Consider the following 16048-nt stretch of genomic DNA (forward strand, 5'->3'; position numbering starts at 1 on the left):
CCATACACCAATAAATAACGTACCCATTATCGGGTACAAGTTTCCAACCCCAAAACACTTTTATTTTATGGCACAAGACCAAAATTTAGAAGAAGTCCTTATCGCCCGCGACAACGATACCGGGCAGGTAGGCGCAGTGACCGGACTCAACGAGGACGGCACACCCAAAATGACCGATGTAAAGTCGGCAAAACTCTCTGACCTCGTGAAATTCCAGAAAGGTCAGAACCCCATCGAGGCATTCCTGTCGAACTTTGTCCGGCAGTGCCAGAACCCATCAAGATTCGGATTCTTCCGAGTTCCGGCTGACCGCTATGACACTGTCGGCACCGTAATCGGCGACCTCGCCAAAGACCCTGAGGCGAATGCCGAGATGCTCAAAAACAATAAGGTAGAGCTTACACCGGCAGAACAGAAAGTCGAGCAACCCACTCAGACGGCGACCCCTACGGAGCAACCCGCACAGACGGAATCCATTGTTGAACCGTCTGCACAGACAGCGGACGAGTCTCAAGCTCAGACAACCATATCGCAGGAACCCAAGTGGCAGGCTATCGACCAGTCGAAAATCGACTGGGATACGCTCAAAGAGAAATGGGGTATTGACAAGGAGGCGCTCGAAGCCTCCGGCGACCTGAAGGAGATGCTCTACAACCGGAAGTCCAAGCCGGTAAAAATCACACCGACTTTCGGTGGCGAGAAATTCAACATCGAAGCTCGCCTCTCTTTCCGCACCGACCTCGACGGCAGCGTCAAGCTTGTTCCTCACTTCATCCAGAGCGAGCAGAAACTCGATGAGTTCATGGGCTACAAATTCGACAAAATCGATCAGGCCAATCTCAAAGAGAACGGCAACCTCGGTCGAATCGTAGAATTGACCGACCCGGTCACCGGGGAGAAAGTTCCCTCGCTCATCAGCCGCGACCGCTACACCAACGAGCTGCTGGCAATTCCTGCAAAGGATGTCAAAATCCGTGACATTTTCGGTCAGACGAAACTGACCATGCCGGAGATCATGACACTGAAAAAGGGTCTCCCGCTCCCTCCAAAAGAGGTAGTATGCCGTGACGGAAAGACCCGAACAGGAATACTCCAGTACAATGTTGACAGAAAGGCTGTCGAATTTGTGCCCAACGGAATGCACTGGTATGAGAAGGTGCAGCAAGCGAAGCAGGCCGCCGAAGCAAAGAAAGAACACAAGGGCGAGACTGTCTCGACCGTGACAACTGAAAAGCAGGCTGTGAAAAAGCCCAAATGGACACTTAAAGACGGCAGCATCAAGCCTCTCGGACAATGGAACAAGATTCCTCTTACCGAGCAGCAGAAGGATGACTACGCCAACGGTCGTGTAGCCAAGCTCGACAACATGGTCGATGAGAAGGGACAGCCCTGCACCGTCTATCTCTACTTCGACAAGGAGAAACAGCGTCCGATGACATCGCTCAATGACCCGCGCGTCAAGGTCGCCAACGAGTCGCAGACACAGAAGGCGGTCAACAACGACGGTCTCACCAACGAGGCGACGAAGAACATCACCGACCCTCTGACCAAGGGACAGACCCAGCAGAAGGACGATGCCCAGCAGAAGCAACAGCGTAAACCAAAGGGGCCGCGACTCTGATTCCCATAGCAGAGTATAAACCACAACCACTGAACCCACGCAGATGAAACGCCGAGGGAGGGTCCGGAACCACCCGAAGCTTTCATCTCAAAAATCCCAATAATCAAACAAATTAAAACATTTGAAATATGACAGAGAAAACACTCGTAACGGTTGTTACCTCAAACCGTTTCATGGCAGAGACTATCGCTCGTGCAATCGATGCAAACACCTATCACGAAGGCTACTATTACGGCAACGGCTATGCCGTGACATGGACCAACGGCGAAATCATCGAAGCCGAATACAAGCGTGGCGAAAAGTTCGTCATGAACTCCGGTCAGGATATGCGCCAGATGTATGCGCACCACTTCAACTTCAGAATGCGCAATTATGATGCGCTCCTTGGCTGGGAGAAGTCGAAAGCAGACGAAGCTCAGCTCTCCATCATAAAAGCACTGTGGGCAAAAAGCAGTGCCGTTGTAAACGCTATGGAACCCACCTTCGAGGGTGAACTGGCTTTCCTCAACCTCTACTGGTATCTCCGTATGCCGGTGACAGTGCGTCGTGCGTGGCTTTCCCGTCTGCGTAAGCGCATCATAATCAATGCTGTTGAGAAAGGGACATGCTCTCCCGACAAACATGAGAAGTGGCTCGCAGGGGAACTCGTGAATTTTTTTCTCAAAGCCGATGCCATGGCCGGAGAAAACGCCCTCGACATCGAATCGGCAGAGAACAACCCGACTGACGAAGGTAGCGATGTAGAACTGAATATCGTGAAGGGTCAGACTCTTCATAACATGGTCACTCTGTGGATGGATGCCACAATGGAACTCGGCTACGACTTTGAGCCGACATTCCTCATCGCTCACAAACTCTACGCCAAGGGACTGATTTCATACCCCTATCTCTACCAAAACGGAATCCCCGGCAACGTATATGATTCCATGCGCCGAGACTTCCGCATGCTGGAGCACAACGCCCAATACGGTCATATGGCCAAGGAAGTCGGATGGCTCAGCACCCGCAACACGTTCCACAATAGTGAAACGCCCTATAACGGTCATGGCATAGTCACGACCGGACTTCATCCTACCGATCTCAGCCGAGACGAGGAAAGACTGTATAATCTCATCGTGAAGCGTGTCTTCGAGGCCTTCTCTCCTGACGAGAATGAGTATCAGAAAAAGTCTCACAGTAAGCGTAAATCCTGCAAGAAAGCGGGTTAACAGACCTGGAAATCAAGTAAAATATCAATAATTCCTCCCGAATGTCCCAAAGATTTTGTATCTTTGCACTTGATTCAACGTCATATAATGTTTTTGTTTCATTTTTGACGTGGATTTAGTGGTTGGACATCGGGCGGGAACCCGGTGTCCTTTTGCTTATATACCTACCATCCACCACTTTAAGCAAATCGGAATCCCGGCAAACCACTAAATTCCCCTCCATAATGAAACAACCTCTTGAAAAGGAGATGGACTATTTCGCAGCCTATCTCTACGGTCACCTTCGTGACCACCGCTTTCCCGAAGTAACGGACACAGAGTTTATCAATGCCCGCGCCGGCGAGGCATACAAGACCATGACCCGACTTATCCTCGAAGGGCGCAGTCAGCCTGTTGCCGAGGAACTCGCCATGCGTGTTCTTCTCAACGGCTACTATGTATCTCGCTGGGATGTGATTTTCAACCTCCTCGAAGAACTGTTCCACAACGACCTGCCGACGGAAGAAGCAAAAATTGAATGGGCAGATTTACTGCTTGGCCTCCGTTATATCAACGCCATACTTGACAAGTATGAGGTAAACGGGGACTTCCTGTCGCGAGATGATTACCAGCCGCTTCAGAATGAGTTGGCCGGGATGATTTCTGAAATCATAAAAAAGACTCGCGATGTCCTTCAATAGGCTTCAGACTATGCGCGACAACATCGAGGCGATAAGGCTTGTCCTGAGCCTCGGTGTTGCCGGACGCACGGCGCAGACTGCCGAAGAAATTGCAGTGCTGCGCAAGTATGCCGGTTTTGGCGGGTTGAAGTGTATTCTTAATGATGCCAACGAGCTGGTGGATGCTGCCAAGTGGAGTAAGTCTGATATAGAGCTGTTTGCGCCGACAGTGGAACTGCGTCGTCTTATTCACGACTATTCGCATGACGACAAGGAGTTTAACCGCTATATGGAGTCGCTTAAAGCGTCAACGCTGACGGCGTTCTATACCGACGACCGCATTGTAAATGCTATCGCTGATGCACTGAAATATCAGGGTGTCGAAGTGAAAAAGTTTCTGGAACCGTCGGCGGGTCAAGGTGTTTTCGTGGATTCATTTCTGCGTACTTATCCCGGCACGGAATGTCTATCGTTTGAGAAAGATTTGCTGACTGGCAAAATCTTACAGGCTCTGCACCCGTCCACTACTGTAAATATCGAGGGCTTTGAGCGCATCGATCCCGATTTCAACGGATATTTCGATGTTGCGGCCTCAAATGTTCCTTTCGGTGATTTCGCTGTGGCAGACCCGAAGTATGCGACGAGCAAAGAGATAGGTTACCGTCAGGCGGCAAAGTCTTTGCACAACTACTTTTTTCTCAAAGGTCTTGACCAAGTGAGAGAGGGAGGACTGATTGCCTTTATCACGTCGCAAGGTGTGATGAACGCTGCTTCGCCCTTTATAAGAATGGAGTTAGTGAAACAGGCTGACCTCGTGGCTGCTCTGCGTTTGCCCAACAACACTTTCAGCGACAACGCCGGAACTGATGTTGGCTCTGACCTGATTATTTTCCAGAAGCACACCGGAAAGAAAGTATTATCGGCTGATGAAGAGTTTTTTATCCAGTCGGTTGTTGACCGAGGCACGAAGGTGCCGGGAAACAAATTCTTTCAGGCTTTTCCTAAGAATGTGATATGCACTGATGCCAAGGTTGGTACTGACCAATATGGCAAACCGGCTATCGTGTACCACCATGACGGTGGTATCAACGGCATAGCCGAGGACTTACGCAATACGCTTGACGAGTCGCTGCACCTGCGCTTGAATCTGGAATTGTATAATTCCAACGCTATCAAGCCGCCTACGCCTGATCCCGTTACACCTACGCCTACGCCCAAACAGGAGGCTAAGGAGAAAACTCCGAAGGCGGAAAAGAAGTCGAGCCTCACCAATACGCCTCTGATGCAACAGTATCAGGAGATGAAGAAGAAACATCCCGATGCTGTACTGCTGTTTAGAGTGGGCGATTTCTATGAGATTTTTGGCGAGGATGCGGTAAAAGCGTCGGAGATTTTAGGTATTACACTGACCCGCAGAGCCAACGGAAGTGACAAATATATCGAGCTTGCCGGATTTCCACATCATGCGCTCGACACCTACCTGCCCAAACTCGTAAGAGCCGGGCAACGTGTGGCAATATGTGAGCAGCTCGAAGACCCGAAACTGAAAAAGACCACTAAGCAGAAAGTGGTCGAGACGGTTACACCTAACCAACCACCAAAAGCAGAGGCAAAGCCTGAGCCTCCGAAGGTAGAACCTACCAAGGAGATTGAAACTGACGGCAGTCCCGATTATACCGATAATCCCGACCCTCGCCTGTTCGCCTACAATCTTTTCGGTGAATTGGAGCCTATTGGCAAGCCTCGCCGTCAGCCAAAACCTGCGGAGGATGCTCCCAAGCCGAAGCCAAGTGTTGAAGTCAAGGACATTCCGGTTAAAAATTTCCGCCCGCTCAATGAAAAAGAGTTGGAATTTTATGGCTCTCTGAACTGGGAGGACAATCCGCCAATCAATGGTTTTTACGAAACCATGATGTCGATTGCACACCGTCAGTTGGAGGAAATGCGTCTTGAACGTGAGGCGGAAGAAGCGGCTAAACAAGCAACCGCCAATGGTGAGACTATCCAAGAAGGCGGTACCACAGTCCTGCGCACCGAAGGCGACCTCGTACCCGGCAGACAGCCAAGAGTGGCTACACAAAAGCCGGAACCTGTCAAGGTCGATATGTCACCCCGTCCATTCTCGGAGGATATCCAATTCTTCCACCACAACGGCAGTATGGTCGTTCAGGACGGCATGGTGGGCTTCCTCTCGGAAGTCCGCAAGAATGGCGCAACATTTAATCCGTTGGAATTGAAGTCCGAACAGGCGAAACGCGCCATGCTCTATGTTACAATGTCGGAGACATACCAGCAACTCTACAACTACGAGGCTGGGACACATGAGGCAAGTGCAGAATTGCGCGAACACCTCAATCAGTATTACGATGAGTTTGTAGAGAAATACGGCAACCTCAATGAGAAACAGAATGTGAGATTTATATTGATGGATGCCAACGGCAGGGACGCTCTTGCATTAGAGCGTGGCGAGAACGGTCGGTTTGTCAAGGCTGACATTTTCGACCATCCGGTATCATTCTCCGTTGACGAGGTGACTTCGGTGGATACACCACTGGAGGCACTGACTGCATCGCTCAATAAATACGGTGTCGTCAATCTTAAATATATGTCATCACTTGTGGATATGGATAAGGTTTCCTTGTTGGAAAACCTCGAAGGTCACATTTTCTATAATCCGCTGGTCGAGAATTACGAGATTAAAGACCGCTTTATCGCCGGAAATGTCGTAGCAAAAGCCGAAGCAATCCGCTCATGGATTGACAGAGAGGAAGAACGCATCAAAGGTTTTCCCGGCTATGACGGTATAGAACCATTCATTGACTTCTCCATAATATCCCTAAAAGCGTTGGAGGATGCACGCCCCCGCCGTATCGAGTTCGACGAACTTGACTTCAACTTCGGTGAGCGATGGATACCCACCGGCATCTACTCAGCCTATATGTCATATCTGTTCCACACCGATGTGAAGATTGCCTATTCTTCCTCAATGGATGAGTATTCGGCAGAGGCGAGCCGCAAGAACATGACCATCTGGGAAGAGTTCTGCGTCAGAGGCTATTACCGCACTTATGACGGTATGAACCTGTTGAAACACGCTCTTCACAATACTGTCCCCGACATCAAGAAATCGGCTGGCAAGGACGATAACGGCAACGACATCAAGGTGCCGGACAACGAGGCTATCCAACTCGCCAATACCAAGATTGACGAGATACGAAACGGATTCAGCGAATGGCTCGAAGCACAGTCGCCGGAGTTTAAGGAGAAACTCGTAGACCTCTACAATGACAAGTTCAACTGTTTCGTGCGTCCGCAGTATGACGGCAGTCACCAGACATTCCCTGATCTCAATATGAAATTATTGGGTGACAGGTATGGAATCCACTCTATCTATCAAAGTCAGATGGACTGTATATGGATGCTGAAACAGAATGGCGGTGGCGTGTGCGACCATGAGGTTGGGACAGGTAAAACGCTGATAATGTGCATAGCAGCGCATGAAATGAAGCGTCTCGGACTGGCTCACAAACCGATGATTATCGGTCTTAAAGCCAATGTCGCCGAGATTGCCATGACATATCAGAGTGCCTATCCCAATGCCAGGATACTGTTTGCCGATGAAAAGAGCTTCAAGGCGGACAACCGCGTCAACTTCTTCAACCAAATCAAGAACAACGATTATGACTGCGTGATAATGTCGCACGACCAGTTCGGCAAAATCCCACAGTCGCCGGAAATGCAGCAGCAAATCCTTCAGGCGGAGCTTGACACGGTTGAGGAGAATCTTGAAGTGCTGAAACAGCAGGGCCACGACGTAAGCCGTGGTATGCTCAAAGGTCTTATCAAGCGTAAAGAGAACCTGACCGCAAAGATTGCGACCATTCAGTACCAGATGGACCAGAACAGGGATGCTGTCGTTGACTTCAAGCAGATGGGCATCGACCACATATTCGTTGATGAATCGCATCAGTTCAAGAACCTGATGTTCAACACCCGACATGACCGTGTGGCGGGTCTCGGCAACTCGGAAGGATCACAACGTGCGCTCAATCTTCTCTATGCCATACGTACAATTCAGGAGCGTACGGGCAAAGACCTCGGAGCAACATTCCTGTCGGGTACAACAATCAGTAACTCGCTTACTGAATTGTATCTGTTGTTCAAGTATCTCCGGCCCAACGAGCTGGAGCGTCAGGATATTCGGTGCTTTGACGCGTGGGCGGCAATCTTTGCAAAGAAGACTACCGACTTCGAGTTCAATGTGACCAATCACATTGTGGCGAAGGAGCGTTTCCGCTACTTCATCAAGGTGCCTGAATTGGCGGCTTTCTATAATGAGATTACTGATTACAGAACCGCTGAAGATGTGGGAGTTGACCGACCAGAGAAGCGAGAGATTCTTCACAATATCCCGCCGACACCACAGCAGGAGGCTTTCATTGAGAAACTGATGAAGTTTGCCGAAAGTGGCGACGCCACTATACTCGGCAGGGCACCGCTTTCAGAAACTGAAGAAAAGGCAAAGATGCTCATTGCTACGGACTATGCCCGCAAGATGGCTCTTGATATGCGTATGATTGACCCAAATGCTGATGATGACCCGAACAACAAAGCCTCGCACTGCGCCAAGATGATTGCAGAATACTACCGTAAGTATGATGCTCAGCGTGGTACACAGTTCGTATTCAGCGACCTCGGAACCTACAAGCCGGGTGAATGGAATGTCTATTCCGAAATCAAGCGTAAGCTGATAGAGGATTATGGGATTCCGGCGCATGAAATCAGGTTTATACAAGAGTGTAAAACCGAAAGGTCGAGAAAGGCTGTAATCGAGGCTATGAACAGTGGCGATGTGAGAGTTTTGTTTGGCTCAACAACGATGTTGGGTACCGGAGTCAATGCACAACAGCGGTGTGTCGCAGTCCATCACCTCGATACACCCTGGCGCCCAAGCGATTTGCAACAGCGTGATGGTCGGGCAGTTAGAGCCGGCAACGAGATTGCCAAACTCTATGCTGACAACAAAGTTGATGTAATCATCTATGCGGTTGAGAAATCATTGGACTCCTACAAGTTCAATCTTCTTCACTGCAAGGCGACATTCATCGACCAGCTCAAATCCGGTGCACTCGGAGCGAGAACCATCGACGAGGGTGCAATGGACGAGAAAAACGGTATGAATTTTTCGGAATACATGGCTATCCTTTCGGGTAATACAGATTTGTTGGAGAAAGCCAAGTTGGAGAAACGTATCGCGGCACTGGAGTCTGAACGCAAAGCCCACAACAAGGGCATTTCCGATTCCAAGTTCAGGCTCCAGACCATCCGCCTCGATATTGCCAACAATGAGGTGGCCATCGAGCGGATGAAGGAGGATGTCGAAAGGTATCAGAGAGTTGTTCAGAGAGATATGAGCGGCAACCCTGTCAACAATCTGATTTTAGACACTTGCCATCTTCGTGACGAGCAGAATATGGGTATTCACCTGCAAGGTCTGGCATTGAAAACAGACACTCACGGTCAATATCGGCATATTGGAGAAGTCTATGGCTTCCCCATCAGCATTATCTCGGAACGTACAGTCGTTGACGGCAAAAAGTCTGTTCAGAACCGCTTTGTGGTCGAAGGGAACTACAAATACAAGTTTAACAACGGATTCATAGCCATGAGCGACACCCATGCCGCCTGCATGAACTTCGTCAACGCTCTGGAGAAGATACCCGGCATCATAGCCCAGTATGAGGAACGCACCGCCAAACTCAAAGCCGACGTTCCGCAGCTCGAAGCCATAGTCGCCAAGCAGTGGGGTAAGGAATCCGAGTTGAAAGACCTGAAGAGTGAGCTTGCCGCCTTCGACCGTAAGATCACCGCCGCCCTCGCTCCCAAAAAGGAAGAACAGGACGGAGAGGAAAACAAGCAGGTCAATACCGTAGAGGTTCCAACCCAGACCAGCGATTCCAAGAAATCGATGGTGGCTGAGCCTGTAAATCCTTACCAGCGAGAGCCGCTTAGGTCTCGTATTATAATCGGAGGATGCGGAGCCACTCCACCCGGAGGGTTTCGCGCCGCCGGTCCCAAACTGTAATTTTAAGACAGCCGACTGCAATCATAAGTTGTAGCCGGCTGTCTTTTTATTTTTGATTTTTTTGTTTCGCAATATTTTTACGCTCTCTTTCCTCTCTTTGTTTTTTCTTGATTGGCGGCAAACCGAAGCCCTTAGGAATTTCCAGACCCTCCATTAGGTTATAAAGATGGCTTCGAGAAACGTCAAGTTCCTTGGCAGCTCTTGTAACCACTCCTTTGTGTTTCAACAAAGCCGCTTTGATACTATGACTCTGGTCGATTAGAGTATCATTCTTGTCAAGGTGAGGCGACAAGTTCAAATGTATCGGCTTTATATAAGTAGAGTCAGCCATCATATAGCTTTGTTTTAGCACTTGGAACAAACCTCGAAGGTTCTCATCCCATACATGAGAACGAATTGTGTCCAATGCGTCTTTAGTTAATTTTCGATCAGGAATTCTCTCGGTAAGGCAATAAGCCCTTAACAAATTTTCTGCAAGCATAGGTAATTCATCCTTGAACTGGCTAAGAGACGGGATATTGATTATATGATCGCTTATCAACGAGAACAGTTCTGTCGAGAAGTTTCCTTTGCCTACATCCTCTTCGAGATATTTGCTTGTAGCACAGATTATAAGACGAGGATTTTTCTCAGATACAGGCGCATCCACTACCTTCTTTATTTCCTCAAACATAATATGTTGTGCCACAATGTCAAGTTTGTCAATGCCATGAAAATATACCGACCCCCTGTCAGACTGGTCAAACATATGTCGTATGCTTCTGCGTAAGCGGTTCTCACACTCGGCAGTCCAGATATTATCATTCAAGCCTCCTGTTTCCGAGGGACTGCAATTAGCGAATACGAACAGGCCTTCACATCGTTGGCTACTGAAATGGGCAATTTGTGCAAGAACTGCTTTGGCTGTTCCACTGGCACCTATTATCATCACAACATTGTTTCTCCGATGGTCTAGCCTTTCTCTTATTTGCAGACATTCGCACTTCGCATGGCTCAGCCATTTTATTGGTGTTTCCTCTGTATATAATACACTTAAAGGCTCGGTCAACGGGTCTATTCCAATCATTGAATGAGTGAAGATTTTTCCACCGGAGAGTTTCCATATATCTATCTCACCGCTTGGATGACCGTTTACGCCGAGATAATAAGTCTCAATATCCGGATGGTTGACATGCACCCATGTCATTATTCTTCTGGCCATCGGATTCTGTTTAGTGACGTCAGACATCACATGGGTATAGTTTCCATGATTAAGTGCCTCAAGCGCTTTTTTGACATCATAGATTATTGTAATCCGTGACTTCAAAATCGGTATTGAGTTTAGAAGGAGCGCAAGAGGCTCATCCTTTGAGGCAAAAACAAGCACCTTCCATTCAGATAGAGGTGGTGAATTCGGTCGTTTTTTCATTTTTTCTCCTATATGGCCGTTTTATGTAGAGAAAATAAAGTCTCTATTTTTCGACTACAAAATAAGTAACATACTATCAGTAAATAATGTTTTTTGCTACGAATACAGATTATACACATTAATTTGTCGTAAATACATTTATAAATACACTCTGACTACACATTGCTACATAAAAAACACTAATATAATGTGTTGTAGCATAGCGGATAAAGAACAAATATTACCGCAGTGCTTGTTATGATACCGTACTCACGGTTGAGTGCCTCGGAACCCACTAAAAAACTATTTGCTTATGGAATCAAGACGAACGGATCTTTTCCACTTGACAAATCTTGACGTGTTCAAGAATCTGCGTCAGGGCCTTTTCTCCGCAGAACTTCCTGCGCAACTCACCGACCTCATTATAACTATTCACGAGGTCACGGCAACAGGCTCACCAATGCACAACTATGCGCTGGAGTTGCTAACTATCGCCGACATACAGTTTTCGGAAATCAAGAGCCGGATGATGCTCAATCAAGTCAATGAAGCGTTGGCATCAGCGTTCAATACCGCACACAGTTATGTGGTGCGAAAGCTTCAGTCACTCTCGGCTATGACCGGATTCACACCCGAAACCGGAATGCCAGACATCAAAAGCACACTCCGCTGGCGCAAACCAAAATCCCACTTCGCGCACCTGTGTCATGCCATAAAGGTCGGCGGCTGCATTATGGACGATGATTCGTTCTCTGAGCTTGTACGCAACATGGCTGCGGCACTCAATCTCGACGTGACAGTACACTACGTCAACAATATAATATCGTCGCTCAAATCCAAACAGTCAAGCAAAAGCCTTACTGAGTTTCTTGACAGTCTGAAGAAGGGTGTAGAAGAAGACATCCAGCGCAGACTTGACAATGAAGACGATAGAGCCTGATGTCCATCCACTAAATCCGAATTTCCCCAATATGAAAGAATCCATACACTTTAACAGGGCACAGTTTGCCGAACTGTTTCACGCTCTGAAAGAAGACGGATGCTTCAATGAAGACATTCCGCAGGAAGAACTCATAAGAATCTTCGCAGACGCTGTAACCTCAGACGCCCCCGAAGATGAAGTATTCAAATCGATAACCTCCACCGGTCACTTCGAGGGTTTCGACTCAGACGAAGAGGAAGACAACTTCGAATATATCGAAGATGACTTCGACGAATATGACGACTTCGATGAATACGACGAATACGAAAGTTTAAGTGCATAAATCACTATGTGAAAGTGTAATGCAATGAAAATCCCGACCCATTCATTGACGGAATGAGTCGGGATTGCTGTTTACATACCCTTGGGGAGTAATCTACATAGAACCGGGTCTTCCTTGATACGTTCGATTTCTCGATCCACGAGGTCTCGGACATCTTTCTTTACCTGCTCGTAATTCTTCTGAATCACATACTTCATTTTTGATTTGTCATCGGTATCATCCTTGAAGTCTGTGAGAATCGGAATAGGTTGGTATCTTGCTTCTTCCGCTTTGACCTTTTGGGAATCCACAACTATCTCGGCATGAAATATTTTCTGGTCAATACGCTGGTCAATGTTGTCGGAAACGGAACCGACAAACATACCCTGTGTCAGAGTGGAGATTTTACTCTGAGGGATAAGGCTGTCCATCTGGGTGTTGAATGAGTGACTCACGTCATTGCGGTTGATGCTCATGGACTGACGTTGCTGGAGCACCTTGCCGAAACGCTCAGAGAGAGTCTTTGCGGTTTCTCCGACAACCTGACCGGAGAATATATTACCGACGGTGTTCATCACGACGGCGGCCTCCTTGTCGCCATAGTCGCGTTTCAACTGCGAGAAGTCCTGAAAGCCGAGGCAGACGGCAACCTTGTTGCTTCGTGCCGTGGCGATAAGGTTGTCAAGACCCTTGAAGTATATGGTCGGGAGTTCGTCTATGATAACTCCGGATTTCAACATTCCTTTCTTGTTTATGAGTTTTACAATTCTGGAATTGTAAAGACCGAGAGCCGCACCATAGATATTCTGACGGTCGGGGTTATTGCCGACACAGAGTATCTTCGGCTCTTTGGGATTGTTGATGTCAAGAGTAAAGTCACTGCCTGTCATAATCCAATACAACTGAGGCGAAATCATGCGCGTAAGAGGAATTTTGGCAGATGCTATCTGTCCTTGAAGCTGCTCCTGTGCATTGCCTTGCCATGCGTCGATGAATGGCGAGAGATAATTTTCCAACTCAGTATAGGAAGTCAGGATTGGGAATATTTTCTCATAAGGACGACACAGGAACTCAATGGCATGGGGAAAAGTGCAATACCTGCCATTCTCAAAACGCTTCAAATACCAAATGATAGCCGCGAACAATACGATTGGAGACTCCACAAAGAAGTCGCCCTGCTTTTGTAACCAAGTGCGGTTCAAGTTCATCATTATGGTATATGCAGATTCATAGGCATCGGCAATGTCTGTCATGAAGTCCGGGTGTATTGGATTACAACGATGGGAATGTTCCGGATCATCGAAATTGATAAAACAGAACCGAGGTGGATATTTGCCATATTTATCCATGTTCATCAACATATGATTGTATGCAATCATCGTCAGATCAGGACTTTTGTAGTCATACACGTATAAGCTGAAGCCCTTCTCAATCTGCTGTTTGATGAAGTTGTTGACCACTGCGTATGACTTGCCGGAACCGGGTGTGCCAAGCACGATTGTCGCCCTGAATGGATTCACGACATTTATCCAGCCTTTATTCCACTTCTTCTTATAGAAAAATTTTGTGGGCAGATTTATTGAATACTCATTTGTCTTTTTCTCTGTCTCCTGCATAAACGATTCGTTTTCCTCGTTGAAGCGGTCGTCCATCATATTGTTCTTCAGCAGACGGCTCATCCACACGCCTCCTAACAACAGGCATACGAAACCTGCCACAGTTGTGATGATATAGAGAAACGTCCAAGGGATATAAAGCATCCACCAGTTGAGAAAGAACAGAGCCGCCCCGACTGACAGGATAATCCAGATTTGCCGCCATTGGATTTTCTCATTCTTGACACCTTTCGTGCCGAAGCACGAAAGGGCAAGAAAAAGCAGTGCCCACCATTTGGCGTTCCACGGATTAGAGAACAGACTCCCGGCATCATTGAGACCACTGAGCACCTTCATGGTCTCGGGGTGGAATCTCCACCCTGCAACCAGCTCCCGACAGAACCAGTATATATTGGCGACCACAAGTATCATGGCTACCCCTCGGAGCATATCCATGATTTTGGCAAGTGACCGCAGATCATCTTCTTGTTGTGACATACTTGTTAAGATTTAGAAATTTACAATTAGAGTTTCGGACCACGACGTTTCTTCTTTTTACGCCGCTGCATCTCGCGATAGAAGGCTTCCTCTTCCGGGTCGAAAGACGGGCCCACGCTGAACAGACCGCCAAGACCGAAGTCCGGCGTATAATCATAGTCGTTAGACTGACTGTGATTTGTCGTACTATGCGACTGAGAATTGCCATGAATATTACCGGAATTATCCGATGCCTGACCTCGGGTGTTCCCCTGAGTGGTATCGTCTGATTGTTGTACCGGGCGTAACGGTACCGGGCGTTCATCAGGATTCTTGAACCACCTGTCAAGAGCATTGGCAGAGAACTCCTTGCCGAGACGAGAGCCGTTGAGTACCGTCTTGGTGTTATGGTCTATATATGTCGCTCCATATATTCGGCCATCATCAGTATAGCGCATTATGAGATCAATATTATTGGCTTTGAGCCTGACGATGAAGTCATCCTTGTCTGAGGATTGATACATCACGCTACTGACTGTTCTCAAAGTCGGTTTGACATCAATACTCTCTTTGGCTTTCTGATAACGCCGGTCAATAGCCTCTCGTCCGGCAAACTTACCAAGCCGGGAAGCCTTGAAAGGAGTTGAGATGGTCTTGCCGTCATCATCCATTGCAAAATATACCAGCCCGTGATACTCACGTCCATTATAGCGACCGTCGGCTTCCTCACACCTTATATTATATAAGGAGAGTATTGCATTGTATTCTCCAAAAGTCTGGAACTTGTAGCGCATACCAACCATCTTCACAGCCATAGCCACCTGACGCTTTACGTCTCTATTTGGGTCAACCTTGGTGATTGGCATATCCGGAGTAATCTTCTGACGTTCGGCAGTATGAAGTCCATACTTCTTTTCAAGCTCGCGGGTTATCTCCTTGCTCTTGTAAAAGTTGTTCTTGGTGGATATTGCCGTGCCGTCCGGTCGTACACGAAGTGCCACAATATGGATATGGTGTCTGTCAATATCCTCGTGTTTCACGACTAAGAAAGGCATGTCACCGAAGCCCATCTTCTCCATATACTCATGTGCCAACTGAGCATACTCGGCATCGCTCAGACGGTCGTCTGGATGCGGATTCAAAGATATGTGCATCATCGGTTTCTCTGCCTTAGTGGATTGAGGCATCCACATCTTGAAGTCCTCGAAAGCACGGTGGATATTGATGGTGCCGCTGCCGTCATTGTAGATTTTATTGGTGGCAAGCACCTTGCCTTTCTCCTTGTTGATCTTTTCTCCGTTATAAACCAAACTTCCGTAGAGCGAATTGCCTACTGAGATTTTTGCAACCATTGCTCATCGAATTTTTTGGCAAGAGCGACAATATCACGGTTGAGCCTGACCAGTTTGATAGTCTCCTGCTCCAGTGCATAAAGACATTTCAGAGCTTTCTTTTCGGTGAAATTCTCCTTCAATGTCTGCACCAAGAGGTCGTAATCATTCACAATCCGACGATACTGATTATTGAAATCGGAAAGATTGCTGATGAAGATTCGGCTGTTATCATCAATATAATGTACCTTGAAAGTTTTACCAAAGACCTGCATTTTGATGAATGCCGAGAGCGACTCAATGCCGGATTTTTCCTGCATGTCGAGTAATCTCGCTTGTTCCGAAGCGGTAAAATTCACCGAACATCGGAATGCTGTGGAGGGGTCGGCCTTCTTATGACGCCCTCCACGGTAGTTTGATTGTTTCATAATCTGGATGGAA

The 16048-nt window shown here is 47.7% G+C and carries 10 protein-coding genes; 6 read left to right on the top strand and 4 right to left on the bottom strand.

What is annotated here, in order from left to right; all coding sequences use genetic code 11:
• Positions 1 to 67: 67 nt before the first annotated feature.
• The 4 genes from E4T81_RS03680 to E4T81_RS03695 all read left to right on the top strand — a co-directional run bounded on the left by E4T81_RS03680 (position 68) and on the right by E4T81_RS03695 (position 9573).
• Positions 68 to 1621: a DUF4099 domain-containing protein gene (locus E4T81_RS03680; RefSeq protein WP_135041526.1), complete on the top strand. Its 1554-nt coding sequence runs from the start codon at positions 68 to 70 to the stop codon at positions 1619 to 1621.
• A gap of 128 nt (positions 1622 to 1749) precedes the next feature.
• Positions 1750 to 2829 (top strand): DNA topoisomerase, encoded by a 1080-nt coding sequence (locus E4T81_RS03685; protein WP_135041528.1) that lies wholly within the window; start codon positions 1750 to 1752, stop codon positions 2827 to 2829.
• A 224-nt stretch (positions 2830 to 3053) separates the two neighbouring features.
• Entirely contained in the window at positions 3054 to 3509 is a 456-nt protein-coding gene (locus E4T81_RS03690) for a DUF1896 family protein (protein ID WP_135041530.1), read from the top strand.
• Complete coding sequence (locus E4T81_RS03695) at positions 3496 to 9573, top strand: helicase-related protein (protein WP_135041532.1); 6078 nt, start codon at positions 3496 to 3498, stop codon at positions 9571 to 9573. The genes E4T81_RS03690 and E4T81_RS03695 overlap by 14 nt, the downstream gene beginning before the upstream one ends.
• Before the next feature lie 46 nt (positions 9574 to 9619).
• Here E4T81_RS03695 and E4T81_RS03700 read toward each other — a convergent pair whose 3' ends face one another.
• Entirely contained in the window at positions 9620 to 10981 is a 1362-nt protein-coding gene (locus E4T81_RS03700; protein ID WP_135041534.1) for a sigma 54-interacting transcriptional regulator, read from the bottom strand.
• 292 nt (positions 10982 to 11273) lie between these two features.
• Between E4T81_RS03700 and E4T81_RS03705 the strand changes: the two genes are divergently transcribed.
• Both E4T81_RS03705 and E4T81_RS03710 read left to right on the top strand, forming a co-directional pair.
• Positions 11274 to 11900: an RteC domain-containing protein gene (locus E4T81_RS03705; protein ID WP_135041536.1), complete on the top strand. Its 627-nt coding sequence runs from the start codon at positions 11274 to 11276 to the stop codon at positions 11898 to 11900.
• Entirely contained in the window at positions 11881 to 12225 is a 345-nt protein-coding gene (locus tag E4T81_RS03710) for a hypothetical protein (RefSeq protein ID WP_209308150.1), read from the top strand. The genes E4T81_RS03705 and E4T81_RS03710 overlap by 20 nt, the downstream gene beginning before the upstream one ends.
• A 71-nt stretch (positions 12226 to 12296) precedes the next feature.
• Here the strand turns inward: E4T81_RS03710 and mobC are convergent, their stop codons facing one another.
• The 3 genes from mobC to E4T81_RS03725 are packed head-to-tail and all read right to left on the bottom strand — an operon-like array spanning position 12297 to position 16035.
• Positions 12297 to 14297: a conjugal transfer protein MobC gene (gene mobC, locus E4T81_RS03715; RefSeq protein WP_135041540.1), complete on the bottom strand. Its 2001-nt coding sequence runs from the start codon at positions 14295 to 14297 to the stop codon at positions 12297 to 12299.
• A 26-nt stretch (positions 14298 to 14323) separates the two neighbouring features.
• On the bottom strand, positions 14324 to 15628 hold the full coding sequence (gene mobB / locus E4T81_RS03720; protein WP_135041542.1) for a conjugal transfer protein MobB: 1305 nt from the start codon (positions 15626 to 15628) through the stop codon (positions 14324 to 14326).
• Complete coding sequence (locus tag E4T81_RS03725; RefSeq protein WP_135041544.1) at positions 15607 to 16035, bottom strand: MobA protein; 429 nt, start codon at positions 16033 to 16035, stop codon at positions 15607 to 15609. The genes mobB and E4T81_RS03725 overlap by 22 nt, the downstream gene beginning before the upstream one ends.
• Between the last annotated feature and the right edge of the window lie 13 nt (positions 16036 to 16048).

It is taken from the genome of Barnesiella sp. WM24, assembly GCF_004570975.1.
Taxonomy (GTDB): domain Bacteria; phylum Bacteroidota; class Bacteroidia; order Bacteroidales; family Muribaculaceae; genus Muribaculum.

What these genes read in the sequence shown, in the direction of transcription:
- E4T81_RS03680 (WP_135041526.1), top strand. Translation starts at nt 68, where the DNA reads ATGGCACAAGACCAAAATTTAGAAGAAGTCCTTATCGCCCGCGACAAC.
- E4T81_RS03685 (WP_135041528.1), top strand. Translation starts at nt 1,750, where the DNA reads ATGACAGAGAAAACACTCGTAACGGTTGTTACCTCAAACCGTTTCATG.
- E4T81_RS03690 (WP_135041530.1), top strand. Translation starts at nt 3,054, where the DNA reads ATGAAACAACCTCTTGAAAAGGAGATGGACTATTTCGCAGCCTATCTC.
- E4T81_RS03695 (WP_135041532.1), top strand. Translation starts at nt 3,496, where the DNA reads ATGTCCTTCAATAGGCTTCAGACTATGCGCGACAACATCGAGGCGATA.
- E4T81_RS03700 (WP_135041534.1), bottom strand. Translation starts at nt 10,981, where the DNA reads ATGAAAAAACGACCGAATTCACCACCTCTATCTGAATGGAAGGTGCTT.
- E4T81_RS03705 (WP_135041536.1), top strand. Translation starts at nt 11,274, where the DNA reads ATGGAATCAAGACGAACGGATCTTTTCCACTTGACAAATCTTGACGTG.
- E4T81_RS03710 (WP_209308150.1), top strand. Translation starts at nt 11,881, where the DNA reads ATGAAGACGATAGAGCCTGATGTCCATCCACTAAATCCGAATTTCCCC.
- mobC (WP_135041540.1), bottom strand. Translation starts at nt 14,297, where the DNA reads ATGTCACAACAAGAAGATGATCTGCGGTCACTTGCCAAAATCATGGAT.
- mobB (WP_135041542.1), bottom strand. Translation starts at nt 15,628, where the DNA reads ATGGTTGCAAAAATCTCAGTAGGCAATTCGCTCTACGGAAGTTTGGTT.
- E4T81_RS03725 (WP_135041544.1), bottom strand. Translation starts at nt 16,035, where the DNA reads ATGAAACAATCAAACTACCGTGGAGGGCGTCATAAGAAGGCCGACCCC.